A 24,883-nucleotide genomic window follows, 5' to 3' on the forward strand; every position below is an offset into this window, starting at 1 on the left:
CACCAGCAGAGGAGCCAGCCACAGTAATCGCCGCGTCCACGATATCGGCTGCGGCGGGGCTGGTTGAGGCGCAGCGGTCGCGGCTCGCACTGCTCGACGCGCCTTAGCGGCGGCCGCCGCTGCAATGACTTCACAGGCCGGAAGTCGCGGCTGTCTGGAGGGCACTTCGCTATTGCACTCCGCCCGGTTCAAGGCCGCACGAAGGACGACGAAACCGTGATTTCAGGGGGTCACATGCAGGTGATCATTCCGGGTGCTTCGGAGGGGTACGCGCTGCGGCTCGTCGCCCACAGCCCGAACGGAGGCAGGCTGGGTGTGCTGCCGCACCATCTCGGGTTCGAGGCCGGGTTGCCGCTGAACGACGTGCCGAGCTTGAAGGCGACGTACCCGGCGGTCGGAATCGGCGCTGTGTGGCTGAACAGCCCGGTCGAACTGGCCGTCGAGATCTCGATAGGTGGCGGCCCGTGGCTGGAACCGAACGACGCCCGATACCTGGTCATCAAGCGCGACAGCAACGCCACCGACCAGACCGGCGCGAACACCTACGACTGCCCCGGCTACGCGTGGATGCTGCGCAAGCTCGTCCTGCACTCCGGCCCGGTCATGGCAGATGGCAAGCGGCCGTTCAGCGCGGTCAGCGCGGGGGCGATCCTTCGGACGTTCACCGACGAGGGCCAGGCCCGCGGCGCGCTGCCGGGACTCGGCGTAGCGTTCACCACCACCCACGACTCGGCCGGCCAGCCGTGGGACAAGGCGCTCACCCTCGCGATCGAGCCCGGCGCCGACCTGCTCGCCCTCCTCCTCAACTTGTCGGAGCAGGGCGTACTCGACTGGACCATGTCCGGCCGCACACTACGCGTCTACAACGAGGGCACCATCCTCGGCGAAGACCTCGCCAGCGGCCCCGCACCCGTAGACCTGCGGCTGGGCCGCGACATCGACGACGCCCCCGCCACCGCGACTCTCGAGGATCTGGCGACCGCGATCCTTGTGCGCGGCGAGGCCGGGCTGACCGTGGAGGTGACCAACCCCTCGGCCGTCGCCCCGTGGGGGAGGTGGGAGACCGCCCAGTCCCAGGGCGGCGTGTCCGACCAGGGGACGGCCATCCTGCTCGGCACGAACGCGTTGGAACGCACGGGCCGCGAACGCACCCAGCTCACGCGCGGCATCCGCTTTGGCGCGGCGCGGTGGCTGCCGCTGGCCCACTACCGTGCGGGGGACGTGGTGCTCGCGCCGGGCGAGAGCGGCGGCATGGAGCCGGTCCGGGTCCGGCAGATCACGCTGTCAGTGGACAAGGACGGCGGGCTCGGCGGCAACCTCGTCCTCAATGATCGGTTCATCGAACGCGAGATCCGGCTCGCCCGCCAGGCGGCGGGCATCCTCGCCGGCGGCGTCTCCTCCGGCGGGACGGGCGGCACTCCGGCGCCGGAGTCATCGGGCCGCATCGCGGCGGCTCCTGCCGGGCTGATCGTCGCCTCGGCCGCGTACGTGGACGAGCACGGGTACGCGAGAGGGCAGATCACCGGCACCTGGTCGCCGGTCACCGTCGATGTCAACGGCGTCGCGATCGACGTGGACGGCTACCAGGTGTACGCGCGGATCAACAGCGGGGGCGAGGTGTGGCAGCAGATCGCCGTTTCCGACGACACCACGGCCACGTACTCGCCGCTGATCGTCACCAAGACGTACGCGTTCAAGGTCCGCGCCACGGCGCAGGGCGTGCCAGGGGAGTTCTCCGCGCCGTACGTGGCGGTCATCCCCGATGACGTGACGCCGCCGCCAGTCCCGTCGCCGCCGGTTCTGTCCACGCGGCTCGGGGTGATCGAGGTGAGCTGGGACGGCTTGGCCTTCACCGGTGCCACTATGCCCACCGACTTCGATCTGGTCCGCGTGTGGATGGCGGCCGACGCGGACGGTCCGTATGAGGTCAGCGAACATCTGCGGGCGGCGGGCTCGGCGCTGGTGACGGACCAGCCATACAACGCCCCGCGCTGGTTCCGATTCACATCGGTGGATCGGCGCGGCAACGAGTCGGTGCCGACGAGCCCGGCGAGCATCGCCACTCAACCGCTGGTGGACGACGACGTGATTGGCAAGGTTCTGAACGGCGCGAACATCATCGACGGGACTGTCAATGCCGCCGACGCCGTGATCGCGAATACGATCACGGGCGCGTTGATCCAAGCCCTGGCGATCGACACCCCGCACCTGCGCGCGAACTCGGTCACGGTGGACCAGCTTGCGGCAGGGTCAGTGGATGCCGTGAGGCTGACCGCGACTGCGATCGACGGCAAAACCATCACTGGAGCATTCATCAGGACCGCCGCGACCGGCAGGCGGCTTGAACTGGCTCCGCCCGGCGCCGCCTATCCGGAGATGCGGTTCATCCCCGCCAGCTCCGGGACGAACTACACAAGGCTGCGCACCCGCGATGATCGGTTCGCGGGTGAGGCGACGTTCGAGGTCACGTCCGGCACCAACTCAGCGGTCACCGCCGCCTCGCAGACGACGATCGCGGCCGGGTTCATGCAGATGCAGGTCCGCGACAGCACGCTGACCGACCCGAACGGTGGGCTGATGGAGCTCGCCGAGTCGTACGCCCGCTACGGCTACTTCCACAACAGCTCCGACGAGCAGTACTTCTGGTTCGATTCCTCAGGCCGGACCAGGCACGTGGGCCGCTGGTGGGACTTCACCGCGCTCGGCTCCACTGCGGGCGTGCTGGCCGGCTCCATCACGGTGGCGTCCGGCAACTCCGGCGTGATCCTGTCCTACGGCGCGACCATGTCCGGCAACATGGGGCCGGTCAGCGTCGTACGCGACGGCGCGACCAACCCCAACTTCTACTGGACGCTCACCGCCTCCTCACCGACCGGATTCACCATGTCCTGGTCGCAAGGCGGGGGCGTCTTCTCCGGCAAGGCGCTGTACTGGTGGTCCCACCGCCACTGACCACGCTCATCGCGTGCACCTGGTGGCGCGACTCTTAATGCCCGAACACAGGTAGGCGCGAGTCACGCTCGGTGCCGCTTCGTACCTGGTAACGGCCTGGACCGAGCTCCACCGAGCAGGAAACCACCAGTTCCTGCAACTGCGGCGGCCATCGGGTTTCCTCGTCCCACATCACCCCAGCCAGTGCGCCTATCACCTCGGCCATCGCCTCTCCATCTCCCTCCACCACTACGACGGTCAGATCAACGCCGGAGGCATCTACCGGTATACGCATCAGATGGCTGTCAACGTAGTCGGCGAGGGTACGAGCAAGGCCGAGGGCGTGAGCGCGAGGGATGGAGAGAAGGCGTTCGAGGTCGTTGGCGAGGGTGCGGGCGTGTTCGAGGTCGAGGCAAATGGCGAGATCGTGAGCGAGGGGGAGGTCGAGGGAGAGGTACAGGCGGCCGACGAGGGCTTGGACGCGAGCGTGTTCGAGGTCGCGGGCCAGTTCGCCAGCGTAGGCGGCGAGGCTGTAGGCGAGGCCGCGGGCCAACAACCGAGCCTGGATAAGTTGCGCCGCTGAATTGGAAAACCCAGCTTGTAGATCAGCGGTAGAAGACGCCTCGGACGTAGCGTCTACCCGGATCTCAAACAGCATGGCGAGGGCACGCGTCGGGTCGGACTGAGTACCTACATGGCTAAGCAACTCGGCGTCGCCAGCGGACAGGAAGGCATCCAGCATCTTGTCGCTCAGGTCGGTGGGGTCATTCGGCTGTAGCACGCTCACTGGTTCCCCCTTCCTTGCACGTCGATGCAAGCAGCAGGTGTTCCTTGAGCTTCTTGCGGGCCTTCTTGCGCAGGTCCCGGACCTCCTGTGCGGTTTTGCCCAGCGCGAGGGTGATCTGCTCCGTCGCGATGTCGTCGAGATCGAAAGCAATGACGGTACGGCAGTCCAAATCCAGGGTTTGAAGGAGGGCGACCAGGTCGCGAGCCTGCCCGACAAGCTCGCCGTGATCCAGGACTGCCACTGCGACACCGACCTCCAGTGGAAGATGACGCCAGCCACGGAGTGAGGCGTGGTAGTGATTCAGCGCCACCGTCCGAGCCCAACCATGCGGATTGCTGATCTGCTTCCACTTTCCGGCCAGCGTCGTACGCCATCCCTGCTCGGCCATGTGTTGTGCGGCGTCTTGGGCGTCGGGCAGGTTTGCTCCGATGCGCATCAGGAACCGGACTACGAGTAGGTACTCGGCGTCGAAGAAGTCCAGGAAGTCCTGTCGCATCGCAGCCATTGTGGGCGCCGACACGGGTGCGTCGCCGGGGCTGGCCGGTATCGGCCCGGTTCGCGGATCAGGTTCGTGACGACCATGGCTACTCATCATCGGCGGGCCGGTGAGCGCGCCGGGCTCGAAGCCGGGCATCGACCACGATGATTACGGCGGCGAGCACCGGGGCTGTTGCCCCGAGCACCGTCAGCAAGTCCATGCTGTCTGATCCTCCTGTTCTCGACCCTGCTCCGGCGAATCCAAGCGGTGTGCCGTGGGGGAGCGGACCGTCACCCAGTAAGAGTCTCTGGACAAGATCAACGGGAAGAGCGGACCAAGATTTTTTTCTTGGGACCGTCCCGCTCTGTGTGTCCGGTGCGCTGACCAGGCAGGATCCAATCCTTTCCATCCCTCTTCTCAGGAAAGAGGTGCCATTGGCATGCCCGAGATCCGCACCATCTGGGACGTCGAACTCGGCTACAGCTTCACCTCGCTCATGCCCAACGGCGACCTTGAGGCGCCTGAGACCGCAGTCGGCGAGGGCGACGGGGCAGAGCCGATGTGGGGCGTCTCCCAGGTGCTCCCCGACGAGTCCACGGTGCTGCACGTCATCCCGCACTCGACGTTCGAGTGGCGGGCGGCCGAGTACGGCATCGACCCCGACGACCTCGACCTGCTGCTCGACGTCGTGCTGCACGAGCCGTGGATACCACACCCAGGCGACGCGCTCGCTTGGAGCGACCCGGCGACCGCCGCGGTGCTGGCCGAAACCGCCAGCCTGCCGACCTGCTGGACGCCCGGCATTCCGGACGCCGACCGGCTCGCCGCCCACCTGACGCGCATCAGCGCGGTCAAGCAGCATCTCGTCGAGCTCCAGCCCGCAACCCGAGCAGATCGGCAGGCCGCGCTCGTCTACGTCGGATCGGACCGTACGGCGGATGCCGATCCGCTGGACCTGCTCCGAACTCAGACCCGGCTGGATCCGGTCCGCGTCGCCGGGCGGCGCCTGGCCGTACAGCGGGCCCGCAACCCGTACGCACCGCCGACGTTCGAGGTCAAGCCCCCGGCCACGTTCATCGGCACCCAGTTCCGCACCGGAGGTCTCCCGTGACCGACGACATGCCCAGCCTGGCCTTGTCACTGGCCGAGGTGCGCCGCCTCGTCGAGGTCGGGTTCGCGAAGATCGACGGTTCCATCAGGCTCATCCTCCATCGCCTCGACCAGGTGGACGGCCGCCACGCTCAGCTCGCCGAGCAGGTGGAAGCGCTGGAGACGCGGCTGGCCGAGGTGGAACGCACCGCCGTCACCCGCGCGCAACTCGGCGACCGCACCCGCCTGATCATCGCCGTCGTCACCGTGCTGGTGGCCGTGGCAGGCACAGTGATCGCCCTGATCAGCCTCACGCAGAACTGAGCCCCTTTGATCGTGTTCCCCGTGGGGGACGGCGTTGACGTCGTGCCCGATCTTCTCCCCATCCGCATCAGCGACGACGAGCTCAAGCTGACCGTCGCTGACTGGCTCGCCCTCAAGGAGACCAGCATGTCCCTTTCCCCCGAGGAGATCCCGTTCCTAGACGGGCAACTTCCGCTGCCGCCGTACGCCGACGCGGGCGTGACCGAGCTCGACCCCGGCCAGACGGGGCTTCCACAAGAGCCCGGCTCGGTCGTCGAAGATGAAGACGAAGAGGTAAACGGCCATGGCATCTGACCGGCTCCCCATGACGTGCGGTATCGTCCGCTACCGGGGCAAGCACGGCCTGCACGCCGTTCGGGCCGCGATCGTCACCGCCGACGTGCACACGCTTGACCCCGAGGGCGTCATCATCGGAGCGGTGCCCGCTCTCGACAGTCCGGAGCATGTGCACCTGCTGGTGTTCACGCCGGGAGCCAAGGGCTTCTTCGAGGAGTTCAACGTGCCGCCCGGCGACGAGCCCGGCACCTGGCACTGGCCGGAGCGGGTGTGATGGCGAAGACGCCTGAGGATCTGCTGCTCGACGTCGTCCGCTCCCAGCTCGGCTACACCGAGAGCGGTTCGGGCTGGACGAAGTTCGGGTCGTGGTGGGCCGAGCGGCATGGCAAGCCCGCCGCCTGGGCGACGGCGGCGTGGTGCGACATGTTCATATCGTGGGCGGCCGACCAGGTAGGCCTGTCCGCTGTGGTGGGGGATTCGGCGTGGACGCCGGGCCACGCCGAGTGGTTCAAGGACCGGGGCCAGTGGGGGCACACCCCGAGGCGCGGCGCGATCGTGTTCTTCGACTGGCATGGGTCCAAGAACATCCCCGCGATCGACCACGTCGGCATCGTCGAAGCCGTTCGACCCAACGGAACCATCGTGACGATCGAGGGCAACACCCTCAACCAGGTGAAGCGCCGCGAACGGTCAGGCCTGGTCGCCGGCTACGGCTACCCCGCCTACTCCGGCACCGCACCCGCGCCCAAGCCAATGCCTTCCGAGCTCACCTGGACGGAGAAGATCGTGAAAACGCTGCCCCTGCTCAAGCTCGGCGCGCGCGGCAACGACGTCAAGACCGTGTTCTACCTGCTGCACGCCCGCGGCCTCGGCCTGATGGGCGGCATCGACGACACCGTCTTCGGCGAGCCGCTGGATGAGGCGCTGCGCCGCTTCCAGAAGGCAGCCCATCTGACGGCAGACGGCGAGTGCGGGCCGAAGACGTGGGCCGCGCTCATGCGGGTCGGATAAAGCCTCCGTGCTACGTCCGCGCCGCTATCTGAAGATCGCACGCAAGTACTGGCGCGCGAACCCGCTGCGGCTCTGGTGGGTCCTGCACATGTGGGACGAGATCCATGCCGACCTGCGTAAATCCACCTGACCTCACCCCGTTTCACCTCTCGCGGCCTGCCCGTCCGGGTGGGCCTTTCGCATGTCCAACCCTCTTGGAGGAACCATGCCCGGAGAGCCCGTGACCACCGGCAAGCCCGTCGAGCGGAAGGTGACCGCCGCGACGGCGGGCAGCTACCTCGGCCTGCTCGCCACCCTGACCGTCCTACAGACGGTCAACGCCGACCTCGACCTCATCTCGTTCCTGCCCGACTGGCTGGAGTCCCTCGCGATTCCGCTGCTGCCGGGCCTGATCACGTACGTGTCCGGCTACAAGGCCAAGCACACCGCCCGCCCAGACCCGCCGCCAGACCAGCGGTAACACGACGGCAGTCAACCGTAGCGGAGCCCCCGGCCCGCCTCTTCGGAGGTGGGCCGGGGGCTTTTCGTTGTGCCAGCGGCAATGCTGCACGCGAGTCTGGCGGCGGTTGAGGAGACCTCAGCCGCGCTCGATGAATGCCTTTGCGGAAGCGAAGACGTCGTCTGCTCGGCCTTCCTGAGCGCAGCAGCGGGTGACTGATCGCCGAGGAGCGGGTTGCGGCCGCCGCTGTCAAAGGCGGGGGCGGCTGATGCCTGTAGAACACGGCAGAGATTGTGTGGCGACGGACGAAGTCCCAGGTTGTCTTTGTGGCATACAACGGACGCTGGTGAGTCACCTTGGGCGTGGAGTCTTCTTCTCAATATCCGGCCGAGGGCGGATCTTGCCAGGCTTGGGCTCCTCGGGTGGACAGGCATGCAAGTTCCCACTGCCGGAATAGGCGATATCACCATTCTTTTTGGTTTCTTTGCATATCTTGCCTGAGTAGCAAAGTCCACCGACCACTTTCTTGTTCTTAACATCTTCGCACTTAGGTAGAGAAAGCCTCGCTGGCATTACGGGCGATGCGCAGCGGACCTTGGGCCCCCGCTGCCAGCGAATAGCGTGCTCCTCCGCGCCGCCGCTGGCCTGTTGCTTCACCTGCGCCGAACTGGGCGCGGTAGAGGTGTGCGATACCGCCGACGGGAGTGCAAGGGCGGCCAGCAGTGCCGGCCCGAACAGAACCAGACGTCGCTTCCCATGCATAAGCTGCTCCTCTCCGGTATGGAGGCCATTCCTTTCTCTTTTCACCTCGCGAGGCTTGATCGCTTGGCGGTCCGAGGTCGATAAAACAACAATACGCCGCCAACCGTCACGAAGTGGGTATGTTTTGCAGCTATTGTTCTGCCATTTAGGCGGATTTGGGTTTACGAGACGATTATCTTCGCTGATCAGGTAGCGTTCGCGCAGCTCGTGTGAGGAGGGCGGGACGCTGCCGGGCGGGTACGTGCCGTTGAGGATCTTGTCGCGCAGGTCGTCGTCGTGCAGCGCCTGCCGTAGCATCCCCTCCGGGGCAGACCGAAGCCCTGTGCTCGCCCACAACGGGCGAGCAGGGGCTTTCTTTGCGTTCCCGCAGCTGAACACCTCTGCAACAGCTTCGTCCATCTGTAGTGAGTGAAAGTAGCCGCTTGAAACAGCAGGGCCCCGCTCGCCTAGGCGCGGCTGGGACGCTTCCACGCCTGAGAGGTGTTGGGCCTCAGCCGCTCCCCGGACTGAGGCATGCCGAGATTACGACACCCCGTCCTGTTTATATAGATTTGAGATGTGGCAGTCTGGCGCGGCCCTGGCGGCATCGAGGTCGAGCCCATGGTGCTCGGCCGGCACCCATGCCTGCGCGTCACCCAGAGGGTCCGAGGACGCCGATACCACGTCGCATGCTGCGGACTCTCCGACCTGCCCCGGTATGTCGATTTGGCCGACCTCTGCGAGGTGTACGACTTCCCCCGCGTGCCGGCGTCAGCCTCCCGCCGCCTGCCGTAGCCGCGGCTATGCCCGGATCATCGGGCTGCTACGAACCCCGGGCCGCCTCCCGCGCCGCTCTCTTCCTGCGGCGACGTAGTTTTCTCAGACTCCACGCGGCGAACCTAGCCTGCCGCTTGACCCTGATCACAGCCTTCAGCATGCCGTCCAGGTCGGCGGGGCTTTGCTGCAACCGCGCGTACGCGCCTTGCACGTCATAGAGAAGGCGCCGTGCTTCGTCGTCGTCTTCCACGACCTGACGCTACGCCGTGGGCGGAGGCTCGTCACCGCCTGCCTTGGCGGCGTCCTCCAGGGCCTTGCGGGCCGCCTTGGGGTCGTCGACTTCGCGCCAGTACTTGTGCTCCTGGATCGCAACAGCCAGCCGTCGGCACTCGCCCTGGAGGGCCAGCCACGCTTCCTGCTGCTCCTCGGTGGCGGGCTCGGCGCCGGCGGCTACAGCAGCCTGCGAGGGGATCTCGCGCCCGGCCGTGGCCAGACGCTCCTGAGCTGCCAGGAAGTCGCGGCGCATCTGGATCAGCTCGTCGAAGTCGGCCATGGTGAATCTCCCCTGGTGCGTGGTTCGGGGCGAGCCTAGACCCGAACGTGCGTGCGATCACGGAGGGGGCGGGGTGTTGGCCAGAAGCGGACGCCCTCTCGCGACAACCAACGCGGTGTACCTGGCGTCTCACTCTCCGCCAGGTACCGCTCCCCCCCCATGCAGAGGACTCAACGATGCGTCCCGCTCCCGCTCTCGCCGCTTTCGGCACGACCGCAGCCGTGCTGCTCACCCTCACCTCGGCCGCCCAGGCGGCGACTCCGGCCGTGCAGATCACGAAGGTCTACTACGATTCGCCGGGCTCCGACCGGGGCGGCAACACCTCACTCAACGGCGAGTACGTGGTGTTGAAGAACACCACGAAGAAGGCGATCAACCTGGAGAAATGGCTGTTGCGCGACAAGACCGGCCACAAGTACCGCTTCCCCAAGTTCACCCTCAAGCCAGGTAAGAGCGTGACCGTACGGTCCGGAGAGGGCAACGACGGCACCAGCACCATCTTCTGGCAGCAGAAGTGGTACGTGTGGAACAACGCGGGCGACGTGGCGGGCATCTACCGGGGCAGCGACCTGAAGAAGATCGACAGCTGTTCGTGGGGGCGCAGCAGCAAGGCGTACGTCGCCTGCTGAAGAACTGTCGGAGGCGTCTCCTAGGCTCGCACACGTCCAGATAGGGCTTCCCCAGCATGACGACAGAGCCCGCCGCTCCACGTGGAAGCGGCGGGCTCTTGGCCTGAATGCCTCTCTCCTTGGGCGACGAGCGGTTGGGGACTACCGCCCCACGGTGACGAGGGAGAGGTTGCGGTCGGCTTCCTCATTGCATCGATCACGGCGTGTTCGGGTAGCGGGTGTGTATTTTCTATGAATATGATTAATCGCGTGACCGCAGACAACTCTCCCGAGGCAACCTCCGCACGACTGGAGACAGCCTGCCTTGAGGTCTTCCGCGCTCTGGAGAAGGGCATCCAGACTGCCGACCACGTGCATGACGACCGCGGCTGGAAGCCCGGCGGCGACATCCACTTCTACCGCCACATGACGCGCAGAGAAGCCGTGGAGGAGCTGAAGCAGCTCAACCCGGAGCTGGAAGATGAGGACGATCTGGGCCTCCCCATGAGCGGCATCATCCTGCACCTGCCAGAGGACATCATCCGGGTGTGGCACACCACCGACATCAAAATCCCCAGGCCGACGACTGAGGCCAAGCTGAAGTTCGTCAGCCAAATCCCCGAGCGCGCCATCCTCCTCGTGAGCGACGGCGAACTCAACCTCGGCCTCGACGAAATGGCGAAGCGCAGCCCACGCAAGAACCATGTCGTCATCCAGTGGACGGCGGAGGGCTCGACCATCTTGCGGTTCGACCTCGTCCGGCCAGTCGGCGTTCGTGGCGGCCAGGTAGAAATCGACTGGCGCGTGCCCCTGCTGGGCCGTTACACCCAGGTCGAAGATCTGCAGTACCGTCGCCGGGACGACAAGACCGGAAACGGGGAGGCAGAGGCACAGTGATCTACGGAACTCGGCTTACCCAAGCGCGCGAGTTCTGCCTGCTTACCCAGAAGGCCCTGGCCACGGACATCGGGATCAGCCAGGGCACGCTGTCCAACGCTGAACGCGACGTGAACGAACTGCCCATGCACGTGCTTACGCAGCTCGCCACCACCACCGGATTCCCGGTCGAGTTCTTCCAGCAAGGGCCACGTGTCACCTTCGATGGGCTACCCACTCACTTCCGGGCGCGGGCAGGCATGAGCATGAAGGAAGCCAGCCAGGCCAAACGCGGCGGCGAGATAGTCGCGGAAGCCGCGCTCGCCATGCTCGACCAACTGGAAGGCCCACAACTCACACTCACCCCCCAACCTCTCGGCACTGCTCCCGAACTGGCCGCTCAGGCCGCGCGCGAAGCCCTCGGCCTCAAGCCTCGTGAAGCCGCTCTCGGCCTCCCCGTTCTCCTCGAACACGCAGGCTTCCTCGTGATCGCGCTTCCGATGCCCAACACCCGGCGCGACGCGTTCTCGCTGTGGTTCGGCGAACAACCCGTTCTAGCGCTCCTCGACACCGACGCTGGCGACCGGCAACTCTGGTCGACGGCGCATGAACTCGGTCACGCGTTGCTGCACCGAGAGGCCGGCGCCAGCAAGACCTTGGAGCAGGAAGCCGACGAGTTCGCCATGCACCTCCTTACGCCGTTGGATGCCATGGAGAAGGAGATGCCCGCGCATCCCACCATCCAGGACTTCGCGATGCTGAAGAGGCGCTGGGGAGTATCCATCGCAGCCCTCATCCGCACCGCACGGCGTCTGGGCCGAGTCGATGACCACCGCTACACCAGCTTGTTCAAGCAGATGGCCGCCCGAGGCGAACGGCTACGAGAGCGGGCCGCCATCGCCCCTACCAAGCCCCGCGGTTTCCGTGCCATGGCAGAAACCCTGTACGGGCCCCACCCGGCGCAAGGCCTGGCTCGATCCGCGAACTGGACGCCAGCATTCGCCGAGGATGTGCTCTCGCGGCATGCGACAGGGGCTGAACTGCCAAGTCGACGGATCACGAACGTGATCAGCCTCAGTTCCCGACGCAGCCGACATGCCTAGCCGTACAAACGCAAAGAAGCCCCTCACCTCTCCGCTGCGGAGGAGCGAGGGGCTTCCCGTTTCATGCGTCTGCCGCCTGCAGCGAGAGTCGAGGCGGACGTTATGCGGCCTGTGCCCACACTCTGCAGGTCGGGGGCTCCGTGTTACATGAGACACGCCGCAAAGACGCACGTCAGACGTTGTGCCACACAAGGATAGCGACCTCCTTTACCTGACTGAGACCTTCGTTCTGTCTCCCCATCTCGCCCCGCCAGGCAACGCCGCCTGGCCGAGACGGGAACAGAAGGGCTCCCATGCGCCGCATCGCCCTCGCCTCTATCAGCGCCGCCGTCAGCGCACTCCTGCTCATCCCGCTCGCCCCGAGCACGGCGTGGGCGGGGCCGCCCGGCATCCCGACCGCGCAGATCGCGATCGACGAGCTGTCCGCAGTAGCCACATCTGAAGAGACGCACGCCGACACCTACGACCGGAAGAAGTTCATCCACTGGGCTACTGTCCAAGGCCAGTGCGACGCCCGTGAGACGGTCCTCATCCGAGACGGCGAGAACGTCGAAACCAACACCAAATGCTCCCCGGTCTCAGGTACCTGGCACAGCCCTTACGACGGCGGCGTGTGGACAGACCCGCAAGACCTCGACATCGATCACATGGTGCCGTTGAAGGAGGCCTGGCGATCGGGTGCGTGGGCGTGGGACACCGCCAAGCGCAAAGCGTTCGCCAACTCCCTGTCCGACAGCCAACTGTGGGCGGTCACGGACAACGTCAATCAGTCCAAGGGCGACAAGGATCCGTCCGTGTGGAAGCCGCCGCTGACGAGCTTCTACTGCGAGTACGCGCGGTCCTGGACCGACGTCAAGTTCGACTGGGGCCTGTCCATGCAAGCCAGCGAGAGGGAAGCGCTCGCGGAGATGCTGGCCACCTGCTAGAGCCGCCCCCGCCCACCTCCTTCGGGAGGTGGGCGGGGCCTTTTCGCGTTGTCAAGACAGCCGTTCCAGAAGCTTGAAGGAGTAGCCGATCTCCTCCAGGTCCTCTAGCGAGAGGACCTGGCCTTCCGGTGGACGCCCGTTGAGCTTGCACACCCTTGCCCGCTGCCCAGGCTGCTGGCGAACAGTTGCCGGTTGATCGGGACCTCCACGCCAAGCAGCGTGGTGAGCAGTCCAGCGGCGGACTCGTGCCCAACCGCCGAATCGATGTAAGCGATCGGTGCGGTTCAGCGCTTTAGCGATCTTGTTTGTACGCGATCCTCCGCCAAGATCATCGTTGGCGGTACCGTCAACACCAGACGACCGCCGATCGCCTGCGAGCGGCCACCATGAAGACCATCCCGCGCGTGCTGGTGGGCTGCGGAAGCCGCCAGCACGCGAAGATCATCCTTCGTTGAACGGCTTCGCCAACTCCTCGCCAACCGCCGCGCTCCTACGTCCGGGCCCGTGCGCGGGCGACCGTCCTACTCGCCCGCCGAGTACCGTCTTTCCCGGCGCGGTGTGGGCCGTAGGCAACGCTGACGGCATCCTCGACGCCGGCGCCTGCGGGCTGGCCGACCCCGCCGTGCCCAGCTAGATCAGGAGCTATGCGCGGATGCGGCTGGCACTGGTGATCGCCAAACGTCATCGGCGTTCGCGGGAGTTCGGCTGGTCGGTGGTCGCCTTCCAGTCCCCGAACCAACTCGGGCTGGTCACGCTGTCTGGAATCGTCGTCGCGCCCAGGCCCTTCCGGGACTGGCGGGGAAGACCGAATGCCGACGGTGAACGACGTCGGTAAGCCGTGTGCGGGAGAACCGCATGCACGGTTTGACGGGCGGGGACTGGAAACGGAGCAACGAACCTGGCCACGGTCACTGGGGTGGCACAACCGACCGGGAAACCGGCGGAATATGAAGGCCCCAGGCCCTACCGCCAGGAGACGCCACCGCGCCAGTCCCCGACCCTACACCGGCTGCCCCGCACTGGAGAAGTGGTCCCCATGCTGCAGATCGTCCCATCGAAGATCAACGAGGAACGGCTGCTGCTGGTCACCCCCGAACTGGCCAACGTGCTGGCCGCCATCATCACCCGAGACCAGCCGGGCTGCCACCATCAATCTCGGGCTGCCATCGGTTCCTGAGATCGCGAGACGCACCTGATACTGCCTGAACCCGCCCTTAAGAGCGCCCTGACCACAGGGCGCCGCTTCCTGACAAGGTCGTGGTCACCTCGGCGCGCCGTCGCCCATCACGCTCTTGTCCACCTTGCTGATCTCCGGCAGTGGCTTCGGTAAGCCGTTCGCGAGCCTGCGCGACATAAATGTCCCGAATACCCGCTGGCCGAACCAGCCCCGGCCGTTCACACTGCGAGGGTGACGACCCTTGAGGCGGGCATGGCCGCTTGCCAGATTCTGGTGGCCAGCTGCCTGGGGATCGCGGCGTTCTCCAAGTTTGGCGACGGCGGGATGAGACCGTTCACGCTGCGACAGTTCGGCACCCCTACTGCGCTCATCCGCCCGTTACGATGGGCGATTCCAGGCATGGAACTGACAGCAGCGATCCTGGCCTCCTGGCCTGGCTCCGCCCGTTTGGGCGGGATCGCTGCGACGGTACTCCTGTCGATCTTCACCGCCGCTGTCGTGGTCATCCTCCTGCGTGGGCGCCGGCCACAGTGTGCGTGCTTCGGCCCAGGAACGGCCCGCCCGATCGGCTGGAGAGCGGTCCTCAGGAACGCGGCTCTCATAGCGGTGGCCCTCGCGCTCGCGTGGGCACCCCCGCCGAGCTACTCCTTGGCGGAACAAGCGCTTGTAGCGGCTGTCGTCGTCATCTCGGTCCAGAGCTGGTTCCTCCACGCGGGACGCGACAGGTATGGGGTTGACGAGATTCAGGCCCCCGCCTTCGAACTGCAAGCAACGGACGGGACCACTATCAGGCTGCATGACATCCTGCGCGACGGCCGCGATGTCGTGCTGGTCTTCGCCGACCCGGACTGCGCCCCCTGCCACCGGCTGCTTCCCGCGGTGGCACGCTGGCAGGGCCAGCTCGAGAGCCGAGCGGCGACTCTAATCATCAGCCGCGGCGACATCGGGCAGAACGTACGGTTGGCGGCGGCGGCGGGCCTTCCGAGGGTACTCGTCCAGGGCGACCAGGGACTCTCCCATGCCTACGGTGTGACCGCTACGCCGAGCCTCGTACACATACGCGGCGACGGCGCCCTCACCGGCGTCCCTGTGCTCGGGGTGGAGGAAATCGCCGAATACATGAAGTCCCTTATCGGCGCGGAGGAGAAGCCGGAAACGAAGCGGCGGCACGGTGTTCTGGGAGTTGACCCACGAACCGGCGCTCCAGTCCTTGCCGCTGATCCGGAGGGCGGCTGGACTGTGGTCATCACGACCGCCCGTCAATGCCCAGAGTGTGGCGTTGTCATGGAGGCGGCTAGTCATCGTCCCGCACACCGCCTGGTCTTCCTGACCGATCAGACCCTGCCTGGAGATCCGCCGGCCGGGGTGATGGCGATCGACCGCGATGATCGAACAGCCCGCGAGCTTGGCCTGCCTGGAGCGCCTGCTGCCGTCGTCCTCGACGCCTCGGGCGTGCCTGTCTCTGCCCCCGCAATCGGCGGCGCGGCCGTCCTGGTCACCCTAACCAGCCTGGAGCACCTCACCGTCTGACGGCCCTGGAGAGGAACCCGATGGACACGGTCCGCGTATGGCAGAACACCGGCGACGTGGTCGTGCTGGGCCAACGGGACTTTGATAGAGCCCTAGCCGCGGCGTACGAATCCAGGGTGACGTCTCCCCAGCCGGTGGACCTCGAGGTCCGCGACCGTGCGGCTGCACTGGCCGGCCGGGCCAACGACCCGGCCGCCCTGGGCGTCCTGGCCGCGTACGCCGGGCAGCCGCGTACCCGTGGCAAGCGAGGCGCAAGGGAGACGTTCTCGGGGGAGCTCTTCCTGGTCGTCCGCGATCCGAATTTCGACCAGACCACTCAGCAGGTCTCTTTCACCGACTACAGCGTCGTCGCCGTTCGGCTATCGGGTACGGCGAGTTGGGTGGGCGCCAAGGCGTCCCTGGCGGTGGATGCCACCGTGGTCGGGGAGCCTGGCCGCTGCTGCGGCAAGCCGACCATCTGTGTTCCCGATGGACCAGGCGGAGGCGAGGGCCCCATATACGCGACCAAACGTATCGGGGTGTCCAAGATCCGGCCGAAAGCCGAGCTTGCCCGGCGTGAGTCCGGCAAGCCGGTCATCACCTTCGATGTCTACGGCCAGCCACCCCAGGCCGGTCAGAAGCTCGGCAAGTTCCCCCACATCTGCACCAACGTGATCGCCGACCCCCTCTGCCAAGCCGCGAAGCCGATCTGCGACCACACCGACGTTGGCTTTACTCCGGGGACCGGCGGTGGTGACGAAGGGTCGGGATCGACCGGGTGTGGGGTCGGCTCGGGGGGAACGGTCACGGGCCGGAACGTCCCCAAGCTCTGCACGCAGATCATGGGGTGGGAGTCTCTTCCGCCAGCGTGTGGCGGCTGGTGCGAGAGCTGCCAGCAGCAGCCTCCAGGACACGACCGTTTCTGTGAGGCAGCGCGGCCGGGGCCCAACGAGGGCTATGGCCGCTGCAACCCCCCGCCCGCCGGCTACACCTTCCTCGTCAATGAGCAGCTGAAGGCAGAGTACGGCTGGCAGGGCCCACAGGACGCGGGCACCAAATGCAGCCCTCCGGCCGAAGGTGGTCTGCAGCAGTGCATCACCTGCGACGAAAAGGGATCGTGCACCGCCCATGTGAACAAGTTCCCCTACGATCCGACTGTCGCCGCAACAGACCCCAACGAGGAGGACCCCGACGAAGACGACTCGGACGACAGCTGGGAGGTCACCGTCGATGCCGCCACCTTCACCTGGCGGCCACCTCCGACGGAGCCGCCGCCCGCCGAGCCGCCAGTACAGCCCGTCGAGAAGGACCTGCCCCCGCCGGCGAACCCACACGATGGTCCGAACCGGCATCTCGACCACGAGCGCCCCCTCGGTGGGGGACTGCGTCCAGACGACCTCACGCACACCGTTTCAGGACAGCAGCCACCCTCCACCAGCCAGCAGCCCACCCCGGGCACGGGGGGGACGAGTGCGGTTGGTGACCCCATCGACCTGGGAAGCGGCGCGCTCTTGCTGAACTACGTCGACATGAGCTTCCCCGGTCCCGTCAGACCCCTGGAGTTCACCCGCCACTACGACTCGGGCAGCGGACTTCGCGGCAGCCTGGGCAGCAACTGGCTGCACAATTGGGACCGAAGGATCGAACGGCTCACCCAGGACAACCTTCCAGAGTTCCTGTCCCCCTGGTGTGGTGGACTGCCCGAGCAGACGGCCGGTGTGCTCCTGCACGACGGCGCAGCGGGGAGCGAGCTCTTCCTGCTCGATACGGCGACCACGCTCTTCCTGCCGCAAGCGGGCGGAGCCAGGACACTCCGAGAAACCGCGCAGGGCGGATGGGCACTACGCGGCAATGACGGACACCTTTGGCTGTTCGACGGTGAAGGCTACCTGACGTCCGACCGCGACCGGTTCGGCGTCGGTTTTGACCTCGAGTACGAACCCACGCCGCTGGGCGCGTTGTTTGCGTTCCTGTGCGATCCGCAGCGGCTCGCCGCCAGGAACGAGTCGACCAGCTCACGCCCCCACTGGGTGCTGTCCTACCTCCTCGGCAAGGCCCGCCGGCCCGACAGGCCCAGCGACTCCTGGCAGCTCTCTCCCACCGACTTCTCCGACATCGGCCCAGCCCCGGAACGAGAGAACCTGCGCTATGCCGCCGCCTATCTGCGACACATTCTCACCGCCGATGGCATACCCCGCGTCCCACAAGGCGTCGACGGTGGCCTGCTGCGCCGAGTCCGCGCCGTCACTGATGACCTAGGCAGGACACTGAGCTTCCACTACCACCAGGCTCCTTCAGCCGGAGCCTCCTACGACTTCCCAGCACACCCAGAGGCGGGGCTGCTGGCAGAGGTGAAGGGTCCAGCCGGCACCTTCGTCGCCTTCGGCTACGCCAGACCACAGGACTACCCCAGTGAGCTCAACGAGAGCTTTTTGGTCACGGTGACCCGCCATGACCAGCCGGACGCGAGCGAAGATGTGCAAGCGGGCGGGGACCGCGACCTGATCTACACCTACCAGTGGCCGACCACGGACCCGGCACGACCGCTGCCACCCTCCTACGACCGCTGGCGCGACGCGGTGGAACAGCGCTACCACGCGTACTTCGCCACATTCACAGGCTGCTGGTATCGGGATGCCGAGATCTGCGGCAACGGACCCGGGGCGCTCGGTCCAGGCCGGCGAGCCGAGGGTGATCCCGTCCTGCTGGCCCGGCGGGCGGCCAACGGCTACATCTCCGAGGTCGCCGACAACATCATCCTGGTGGAGCACTCCGGTGTCGTGGACAGCGAGAGCCGATTCGAGGCCGATCCGTGGCGCCACGACTATGGCCGCGTCACCGCCCAACGCTACGGCAGCTCCTCGACCATCCCACACCCGGCGGGAATTCCCCCGGACAGCAAGGAGGACCATTGGCGGACCGGCCTGCCGAAGGCCACGTTCGCCTACGTCGAGGCAGGTCCCGACGGGAACAGTAACGGTGACCTCACCGACGCCTTCCTACCCAAGGCACTACTCGACCGCTTCGTGCTGGAGGCCCAGCCGCCCGCAGGTCCCATCCCTGTGACCCAGCCCGTCGCCCCGGCGAACGCCCCCAACCTGACCAGCTGCGACTACAACGCCATGGCCATCAAGGCCCGCGAGCTGCCCACCTGGCGGCGCGCCTACGCCTACTATCAGCCCCCCGAAGCCGAGCGGCACCCTCGCCCCGACCTACCCCTGAAGCGCACCAGGCTGACACGCCACCAGTTGCTGGACGCGCAGTGGAGCGATCCCACGCACAACGATCTAGTCTCCGCCACGATCCCCAATCCAACCGGTGGGCCACGACCTGTGGCCGAACGGATCCTCGGCGGGCGCAACCGGATCGCCTCTGACGCCAACCGAATCTGTGCATGGATCCGATGGATCGACCGTGACGGAGACGTCACATACCTAGGGGTGAACCACTTCGGCCAGCCTCTCGTCACGGCGATCAGCGAAGCAGGCACCTACATAGTCACCGAGCGCCTAGTCAACGCCGACGGCAGCATCGTCCAGGAACGGCGGCCCACCGCAACGCCGGCGAACTGGTCACCGGCCGCAGGCTCGACCCTGTTCACCTTCGACGAGATCGATCCTGAAGCCAATCGGGGCTGGAACGAATGGCTGCCAGCGTTCTGGGCACGCCGCCACAACCTGATCAGAGTCGAAGAGCACGCCGCTGGCTTCGGCGTCATAGACGAGGACGAGCGGGACGCCGTCTTCATTAGCAGCGTCGGCCGCTTCACCACCTACACCTACGAGCCGCTCTTCAACGAGCTCGTCGTAGTTGAATCCGGAAGCCTCGAGCAACGACCCGCCCTCACAGGCGGCGCTCTACGGACACTGCAGATCCGCCACCGCGCCGAGCGGCGGATCGTCGACTACCAGGAACTGTCACTCAAGCTGCCGGCCGACGACCCCGGCTCGCTGCTGCCCGTCCTCCAGGAACTCGACGGATGGGGATTTCGCTGGGCGAGAACCGCCGCCGGCGACTACGACCTCGCAGTGATCGCGTCCTGGCAACTACCCTTGGAGCTGTACGGCGCCGACCTGAACGGGGACGGCGCGCAGGGCGACCGCTTCTCCACGATAGCCGCGCAGCGCGCGAAGGGCCGACCAGTCATGGTCGTCCGCGGCCGCCCCGGCGACGAGGACGTCCAGATCACTCTGCTGCGCTGGTCACCGCACGGGTTGCCCGCCTGGATCCAGGGGCCGGACGGCGACCGCGACACCTTCGGTTACCACCCGTTGGAGGCTCCCTACGGGGGTATTTCAGAACCCACCCAAGCCTCCGCAGGCCCAGGAAACCGGGGTATGCCAGCCTGGCAGCGCAGCACCAGGTACCTGGGCACCTATCCTGCGGTGTGGGGCCCGACTGACCGCGCACCATGCCCCGCACTCGCTGGCCCCTATCAATGGCTCGTGCCAGCGGACACCGCACCCGCCGATCTCGGCGACGCCCTGGCCAGCCTCGACCTGCCAGTGGAGCTCGTCGACGACATTATCGATACCTGCGATCCAGACCATGCCGAGTCCGTCCTGGTCACCGGCTACACCTATGCGATGACCGGGCATCTGCGTCGCCTCTTCACCGCTGCCGGAGTCACCGAGATCCGTTGCGACACCGACGGCAGGGTCACCCGCCTGACCGACGTGCTCGGCGTCCGCACTGAGCAGAGCTACGATGCGCGCGGGAATCCCGTCCGTACTCACCGCTACGACGAGTCCGACATACCCGTCGGCGACGTGCGCCGCACCTTCGACGCCGCAGGCAACCTGCTGGCAGAGGACGCCGCACTCGCCGTAGGTGCCTTCACCACCCCGCCCACCGCCCAACACGTACACCGGTCGTACTCGTGGACAGGCGAGGAACGACTACGTGACCTGGGCGATCCCATCGCGACCACGACAACCTTCCGCTACGACAGCCGCAAACGGCTACGCGGCGTCGCCACGCGCGACGTCGGAGGCGGTCCGGGGCCCTGCCTGGCGGTGAAGCGCGACCTCGACGGTGAGATCACCGAAATCAGGTACGGCGCGCCCGACGATACCGCCACAGGCCTGCTCACCGAAAGCTTCGGCCACGACGGGCTCGGGCGGCTGGTGAAGACCGTGGACACACGCGGCGTCACCTGGCAACACGCCTGGACACATCGAGACCTTCCATCGGCCAGTAGACGCAGCAACGTACCCTACGGCGCTGCACTACCCGCCCCAGGACCGTGGGAGTCGACAACCGGGTACGACGCCCTCGAACGGCCGATCCACACCAGACTCAATGGCGTAGAGGTCTGGCGCGGCGCCTACACGGCAGGCGGCCTGCCAGCCAAGTCGAAGAAAGTAGGCGAGGGGACGGTCCACGTCACCCGTGACGCCTTGGGCACGCCCCTTTGGACCCAGACTCCCGACGGGACCATGACCATCGCCGGACAGCGGCAACAACCGGCTCGCCGATGGACTGCCACCATCCGCACGGCCGAAAACGGCACAGTGGCGACCACCTGCGTCATTCAGGATCTGGACGCCGCAGGCAGGCCGCTTGTCGAGACAGCTCTGGCTCGCGGCGTTACCGTCAGCCAGAGCATGGCTTGGGACGCCGACGGCAACGTGGTTGGTCTGGAAGACCATTACGTCCACCGGATCCAGATCGACCGCGACTGGCTGGGCAGGCCCATCCTGATCACAGAACCGCTCGACGAGATCCCTGACGCGGACGTAACGCTAGCCGAGCACGACCCACGCGGGCTGCCCATCAAGGTCACTGACGCCTCTGGATCGGTCACGATCTACGATTGGGACGCCTTCGGACGGCTACGCAGTAGACGGGCCGAGGGCTCACCGCCCCCGACCGAGACGTTCACCTATGACGCGCTGGGTTGGCTGGCGAGCAGGACAAGCGGAGCGGACACCATTACCGTCGTACGCTCGCCGAACGGTGATCCCGTCCGCGACGAGCACGCTGGACCCGTCGGCTCGGGAACTCTCGTCCGCCGGGCGTTCGACGAGCTGGGCCGGCTCATCCACGCCGAGCACACGAACCCAGGACTGCCCCTCGCACTCGCCGATCGGACCGTCACCTGCGATTACACCTACGACCGGCTGGGCAACCTGAGCTCAGAGACGACCGTCGCCGGCGGCACCACGACGACCGTCGCCTCACAATGGTTGGCACAAGGCGACCGATGGCAACGGCACGTCCAGGTCATCTGCGGCGAGACCAAACGCGACTGGGCGGAGGACTATGATCCGGCCGGGCGGCTGGCAATGAGGACAGAACCCGCTCACGGCAACAGCCTCAGGCGAGCGCGCTTCGCGTGGCTAGGCGAGTGGTATGCGGGCAGCACGCAGGACCAGCCGAGCCAGCCGAGCCCGCTGCGCGAGCGGATCGACCTCGGCCCGTTCGGATTGCCAGAGAGAATCAGATACACCGCTGTCGACACTGACTCCGCCGGCCAGCCCCTATCCGCAGCGGAGGGACAGCAGTACTCCGGTGGTGCGCCCTGGGATCCTGCGGTGTGCGCTGCGCCCCTGCTGGACATCCAGATTGCGCAGGACGAAATAGGTCGAACCGGCGTCGAGTCCATCCGTTGGAGCAATCCCCTCGTCCAAGGTGGATCAGTCGTCACCCAACCACAGCCCGTACGATGGCGCGGATACGCCTATACCCGACGCAACCAGCTCGCCCTCTCCATCGAGGACGAAACCCCCACGCCGCCCGCGCTGCCGGGCCTCTATGCGGCGACTAGCGCGACGGTCCGAGCGGCGGGGCAAGGCCGTCCGCAGTGGACCTACGCCCGCGAGAGCGCCGTAGGCTCGACCACGGCCATCTCCTCGGCAGGTCAACTCAGGTGGCGGCTGGTACAGCCCCGTGACCCCGGCCACCAGCTCGCCGCCGTCGATGACGGCGCTAGCGTACGGCAGATCGACCACGATGCGGCCGGCCGCATCGTGGAAGACGGCGACCGCGGTTACAGCTGGCATCCCGACGGCGCCCTGGCGGAGATAGCGGTTGGCAACATCCAGGAGCACTACGCCTACACCCCGGACGGGCGTCTGGCCGCCGTGTGGATGGGCGCCTCCGCCCACACCTTCGCATTCGACGGACCACATCTCGCTCAACTCGCGACGGGCGGCGTGCCCTTCTGGAACGCCTCGTGGGGACCCGAACTCGATGCCCTCGCCGCATGGAGCGACACGCCAGGGATCGTTCATCTACCGCTGCGAAACCATCGCGGCGTCGTCATCGGCGACTGGTCGCCAGGCGGCGGCCTGACGTGGACGGTCGACCACACCCCGGAAGGACGGCGCGCCATCCGCGCTCCCGACGGCGCGGTGGTTTGCGCCGAGCCAGGGACTGGCCAGGTCTGCCCCGGCGACCTGCCTTTGGGCATGACGGGGACTTGGCGCTCGCCCGCCACTGGTCTCATCTGGCTACGCCGACGCTGGTATGACCCTCGGCTCACCGAGTTCCTCAGCCCAGACCCACTCGGCGCGTCCGACAGCGCAAACCCCTACGCCTACGCGGCCTTCGATCCGATCAACCGGGCCGACCCCATGGGGCTGGAGAGTTGGCTCATCCAGGACGTGCGGCAGAGCCTGGGATGGTGGCAGAGCGCCGTATCCGCCGCTGGCATGGAGGCGGGAGCCTGGGCAGGCCACACCGACGACATGCCAAGCACCGGCAACTACTACCTCGACGAGACGACCCAGGTGATGGGCTCGCTCATGGCGACTGGCGTGTCCACCGCCATCGAGGCCGTCGGCGGCTTCCTCGCTCTCGGTCCCGCCCTGGTGGTAGGGGTCTCTGACGCCATCGATCACTTCGGGCAGGCTGGCGCCCACGCTGCTGCGGCCTGGCACAACGAGCCAGGAGCCTTCTCGGTGGGCGATCACACCGTTTTGGCCACCCTTCATTTCCTTGCTGGGGCGGGTGGAGTGTCCGAGGCGGTGCTCTTCGCCGTCGGCGTCCGGCAGGCCATCCGTTACCGCCGCGCCTTCCCCACCTTCGATGGCGGGGACGTTAAGCCGATGACGAAGGGAAGCCGTTCGACGTACTACAAGCAGGCCGACAATTGGGGGCTCAAGGACTCCGCGCTGCTCGAATACGAGAATAGCGTCGGGTCGACGTCGGGCAAGGTCTGGTACCAGAACGTGCGCAGGGTGGGTACCAAGCAGACGCCCGTCGGGCCGCGACGCTATCTGGGCACGGTCAAGACACCCACCGCCAGCACGCCGCAACAGCTCACGCCGCAACAGTTGGGGAACCGCATTGAAAAGCCCATCAGACAGCTCATGGCGAAACGGATGGGAACCAGATACGCCCCCAAGTTGCCCAACGCGCCGGGTCCCGATCTTCCAGCCACCGCCCGCCCCCTCGTCCAGCCCGGCCTTGGACCGAGCGCAGCGGTGTTTGGCGGCGGCAGGGGAACCGGCCGGGTCCCACCAGCGAAAAGTGGCTTCTCGTCCTCGCCGCGGCGCTGACCGGACCATTCGATGGAGGTGTGATCAGATCAGCATCGATCACCGCCGCACTCGCCGCCACAACACCCGCCGTTGGGGCCCGCGTCCCACGAGTGCCGGGCACGAACTTCCCACCTGAACAGGCCGCGTGCGGCACAACACATGATCAACTTCTTAGTTCAGAGAAGATTCACACAGGTCAGCGTGGTGAGCACGAACCGTCTTGTCGACCGCCACGCACAGGTTCTGGTACAGATGCCACCGGTCTGCGCACTGCTGGGCATCGGGTGTTCCCAGACGGGCGCCCTCAGCGAAGCCGCCGGCGCGGTCGCGGCACACCACCTGTACCCCCGGGTGCGCAATCAGCCAGTCGGCCAGCATCTGGGCTTCCCAGCCGTCCAGCACATCGACCGGCCGGTGGTGGGCGGATTCAATCGGTGCTCGCAACACTTCGTCGTTGGAGGTGTTGGTGCATGGGCCTGGGAAAGAAGCAGCGGGCTGTCCGGTTGTATCGCGGTCAGATTCCCTCGCCGGGGCGGCCGAGTGTCGCCTGGCGTGAGGATCGCGTGCGGTTCTGGCAAGCGATCGCTCGAGGGGTAAGTTCGGAGAACGCTGCGGTGGAGATCGGCGTGTCGCCAGTGGTCGGGACGCGCTGGTTTCGCCAGGCTGGCGGGGTGGGACCATGCCTTGCCCCGACGGTTGGTTTCAAGGGTGAGAGCTGGCCCCATCTACGGGTGAGTGTTGGCCCCACTGCGTGATCGGTTGATTGCGTTCTGGTGAGTTTTGGCCCCACCC

General features: G+C 66.7%; 23 protein-coding genes and 1 pseudogene. 17 read left to right on the forward strand and 7 right to left on the reverse strand.

All coding sequences use genetic code 11. The features are described from left to right. The first annotated feature begins 234 nt into the window (after nt 1-234). Nucleotides 235-2,952: a hypothetical protein gene (locus AB0B91_RS15860; RefSeq protein ID WP_358319099.1), complete on the forward strand. Its 2,718-nt coding sequence runs from the start codon at nt 235-237 to the stop codon at nt 2,950-2,952. A gap of 34 nt (nt 2,953-2,986) precedes the next feature. Here AB0B91_RS15860 and AB0B91_RS15865 read toward each other — a convergent pair whose 3' ends face one another. Continuing rightward, the gene (locus tag AB0B91_RS15865; protein WP_358319102.1) at nt 2,987-3,718 is read right to left on the reverse strand and encodes a hypothetical protein; all 732 of its coding nucleotides are present in this window, start codon (nt 3,716-3,718) and stop codon (nt 2,987-2,989) included. Then, a complete protein-coding gene (locus tag AB0B91_RS15870; RefSeq protein WP_358319105.1) occupies nt 3,696-4,352 on the reverse strand; it encodes a hypothetical protein in 657 nt (218 codons plus the stop codon). Before AB0B91_RS15870 ends, AB0B91_RS15865 begins: the two co-directional genes overlap by 23 nt. Before the next feature lie 283 nt (nt 4,353-4,635). Here AB0B91_RS15870 and AB0B91_RS15875 point away from each other — a divergent pair, with 283 nt between their 5' ends. The 7 genes from AB0B91_RS15875 to AB0B91_RS15905 all read left to right on the forward strand — a co-directional run bounded on the left by AB0B91_RS15875 (nt 4,636) and on the right by AB0B91_RS15905 (nt 7,356). Continuing rightward, nucleotides 4,636-5,307: a hypothetical protein gene (locus AB0B91_RS15875; protein ID WP_358319108.1), complete on the forward strand. Its 672-nt coding sequence runs from the start codon at nt 4,636-4,638 to the stop codon at nt 5,305-5,307. Next, entirely contained in the window at nt 5,304-5,609 is a 306-nt protein-coding gene (locus AB0B91_RS15880) for a hypothetical protein (protein WP_358319111.1), read from the forward strand. The genes AB0B91_RS15875 and AB0B91_RS15880 overlap by 4 nt, the downstream gene beginning before the upstream one ends. 6 nt (nt 5,610-5,615) lie before the next feature. Next, on the forward strand, nt 5,616-5,903 hold the full coding sequence (locus tag AB0B91_RS15885) for a hypothetical protein (RefSeq protein ID WP_358319114.1): 288 nt from the start codon (nt 5,616-5,618) through the stop codon (nt 5,901-5,903). Continuing rightward, nucleotides 5,893-6,159 (forward strand): hypothetical protein, encoded by a 267-nt coding sequence (locus AB0B91_RS15890; protein ID WP_358319117.1) that lies wholly within the window; start codon nt 5,893-5,895, stop codon nt 6,157-6,159. The genes AB0B91_RS15885 and AB0B91_RS15890 overlap by 11 nt, the downstream gene beginning before the upstream one ends. Continuing rightward, entirely contained in the window at nt 6,159-6,896 is a 738-nt protein-coding gene (locus tag AB0B91_RS15895; RefSeq protein ID WP_358319120.1) for a CHAP domain-containing protein, read from the forward strand. Before AB0B91_RS15890 ends, AB0B91_RS15895 begins: the two co-directional genes overlap by 1 nt. Before the next feature lie 7 nt (nt 6,897-6,903). Then, nucleotides 6,904-7,026 (forward strand): hypothetical protein, encoded by a 123-nt coding sequence (locus AB0B91_RS15900; RefSeq protein WP_358319123.1) that lies wholly within the window; start codon nt 6,904-6,906, stop codon nt 7,024-7,026. 75 nt (nt 7,027-7,101) lie between these two features. Continuing rightward, nucleotides 7,102-7,356 (forward strand): hypothetical protein, encoded by a 255-nt coding sequence (locus AB0B91_RS15905; RefSeq protein WP_358319125.1) that lies wholly within the window; start codon nt 7,102-7,104, stop codon nt 7,354-7,356. Nucleotides 7,357-7,686: 330 nt separating this feature from the next. Here AB0B91_RS15905 and AB0B91_RS15910 read toward each other — a convergent pair whose 3' ends face one another. The 3 genes from AB0B91_RS15910 to AB0B91_RS15920 all read right to left on the reverse strand — a co-directional run bounded on the left by AB0B91_RS15910 (nt 7,687) and on the right by AB0B91_RS15920 (nt 9,406). Beyond that, nucleotides 7,687-8,496 carry a hypothetical protein gene (locus AB0B91_RS15910; protein WP_358319128.1) on the reverse strand — a complete coding sequence of 270 codons (810 nt, stop codon included), beginning with the start codon at nt 8,494-8,496 and terminating at the stop codon, nt 7,687-7,689. 403 nt (nt 8,497-8,899) lie between these two features. Further along, on the reverse strand, nt 8,900-9,103 hold the full coding sequence (locus tag AB0B91_RS15915) for a hypothetical protein (RefSeq protein ID WP_358319131.1): 204 nt from the start codon (nt 9,101-9,103) through the stop codon (nt 8,900-8,902). A gap of 9 nt (nt 9,104-9,112) precedes the next feature. Continuing rightward, a complete protein-coding gene (locus AB0B91_RS15920) occupies nt 9,113-9,406 on the reverse strand; it encodes a hypothetical protein (RefSeq protein WP_358319132.1) in 294 nt (97 codons plus the stop codon). Nucleotides 9,407-9,582: 176 nt separating this feature from the next. Between AB0B91_RS15920 and AB0B91_RS15925 the strand changes: the two genes are divergently transcribed. The 4 genes from AB0B91_RS15925 to AB0B91_RS15940 all read left to right on the forward strand — a co-directional run bounded on the left by AB0B91_RS15925 (nt 9,583) and on the right by AB0B91_RS15940 (nt 12,919). Further along, entirely contained in the window at nt 9,583-10,035 is a 453-nt protein-coding gene (locus tag AB0B91_RS15925) for a lamin tail domain-containing protein (protein WP_358319135.1), read from the forward strand. 249 nt (nt 10,036-10,284) lie between these two features. Further along, nucleotides 10,285-10,911: a hypothetical protein gene (locus AB0B91_RS15930; RefSeq protein WP_358319137.1), complete on the forward strand. Its 627-nt coding sequence runs from the start codon at nt 10,285-10,287 to the stop codon at nt 10,909-10,911. Next, a complete protein-coding gene (locus AB0B91_RS15935) occupies nt 10,908-11,993 on the forward strand; it encodes an XRE family transcriptional regulator (RefSeq protein WP_358319140.1) in 1,086 nt (361 codons plus the stop codon). The genes AB0B91_RS15930 and AB0B91_RS15935 overlap by 4 nt, the downstream gene beginning before the upstream one ends. 293 nt (nt 11,994-12,286) lie before the next feature. Next, nucleotides 12,287-12,919, forward strand: coding sequence for an HNH endonuclease family protein (locus AB0B91_RS15940; protein WP_358319143.1), 633 nt, complete (start codon nt 12,287-12,289; stop codon nt 12,917-12,919). Between the two features lie 51 nt (nt 12,920-12,970). On the opposite strand, the gene AB0B91_RS15945 is transcribed toward AB0B91_RS15940, so the two are convergent. Further along, nucleotides 12,971-13,219 (reverse strand): DUF1874 domain-containing protein, encoded by a 249-nt coding sequence (locus tag AB0B91_RS15945; RefSeq protein ID WP_358319223.1) that lies wholly within the window; start codon nt 13,217-13,219, stop codon nt 12,971-12,973. Between the two features lie 151 nt (nt 13,220-13,370). Between AB0B91_RS15945 and AB0B91_RS15950 the strand changes: the two genes are divergently transcribed. The 4 genes from AB0B91_RS15950 to AB0B91_RS15965 all read left to right on the forward strand — a co-directional run bounded on the left by AB0B91_RS15950 (nt 13,371) and on the right by AB0B91_RS15965 (nt 24,109). Further along, on the forward strand, nt 13,371-13,553 hold the full coding sequence (locus AB0B91_RS15950) for a hypothetical protein (RefSeq protein ID WP_358319146.1): 183 nt from the start codon (nt 13,371-13,373) through the stop codon (nt 13,551-13,553). 402 nt (nt 13,554-13,955) lie between these two features. Then, the gene (locus AB0B91_RS15955) at nt 13,956-14,096 is read left to right on the forward strand and encodes a hypothetical protein (RefSeq protein ID WP_358319149.1); all 141 of its coding nucleotides are present in this window, start codon (nt 13,956-13,958) and stop codon (nt 14,094-14,096) included. A gap of 231 nt (nt 14,097-14,327) precedes the next feature. Next, nucleotides 14,328-15,626: a MauE/DoxX family redox-associated membrane protein gene (locus AB0B91_RS15960; protein WP_358319152.1), complete on the forward strand. Its 1,299-nt coding sequence runs from the start codon at nt 14,328-14,330 to the stop codon at nt 15,624-15,626. A gap of 56 nt (nt 15,627-15,682) precedes the next feature. Further along, nucleotides 15,683-24,109 (forward strand): RHS repeat-associated core domain-containing protein, encoded by an 8,427-nt coding sequence (locus AB0B91_RS15965; RefSeq protein ID WP_358319155.1) that lies wholly within the window; start codon nt 15,683-15,685, stop codon nt 24,107-24,109. Between the two features lie 153 nt (nt 24,110-24,262). Here the strand turns inward: AB0B91_RS15965 and AB0B91_RS15970 are convergent, their stop codons facing one another. Beyond that, nucleotides 24,263-24,535 carry a transposase gene (locus tag AB0B91_RS15970; RefSeq protein WP_358319158.1) on the reverse strand — a complete coding sequence of 91 codons (273 nt, stop codon included), beginning with the start codon at nt 24,533-24,535 and terminating at the stop codon, nt 24,263-24,265. A gap of 26 nt (nt 24,536-24,561) precedes the next feature. Here AB0B91_RS15970 and AB0B91_RS15975 point away from each other — a divergent pair. Then, a pseudogene (locus tag AB0B91_RS15975) lies at nt 24,562-24,789 on the forward strand (IS30 family transposase); the annotation flags it as partial. Nucleotides 24,790-24,883: the final 94 nt, after the last annotated feature.

This window comes from Nonomuraea sp. NPDC049141 (assembly GCF_040648415.1).
Lineage (GTDB): Bacteria > Actinomycetota > Actinomycetes > Streptosporangiales > Streptosporangiaceae > Nonomuraea.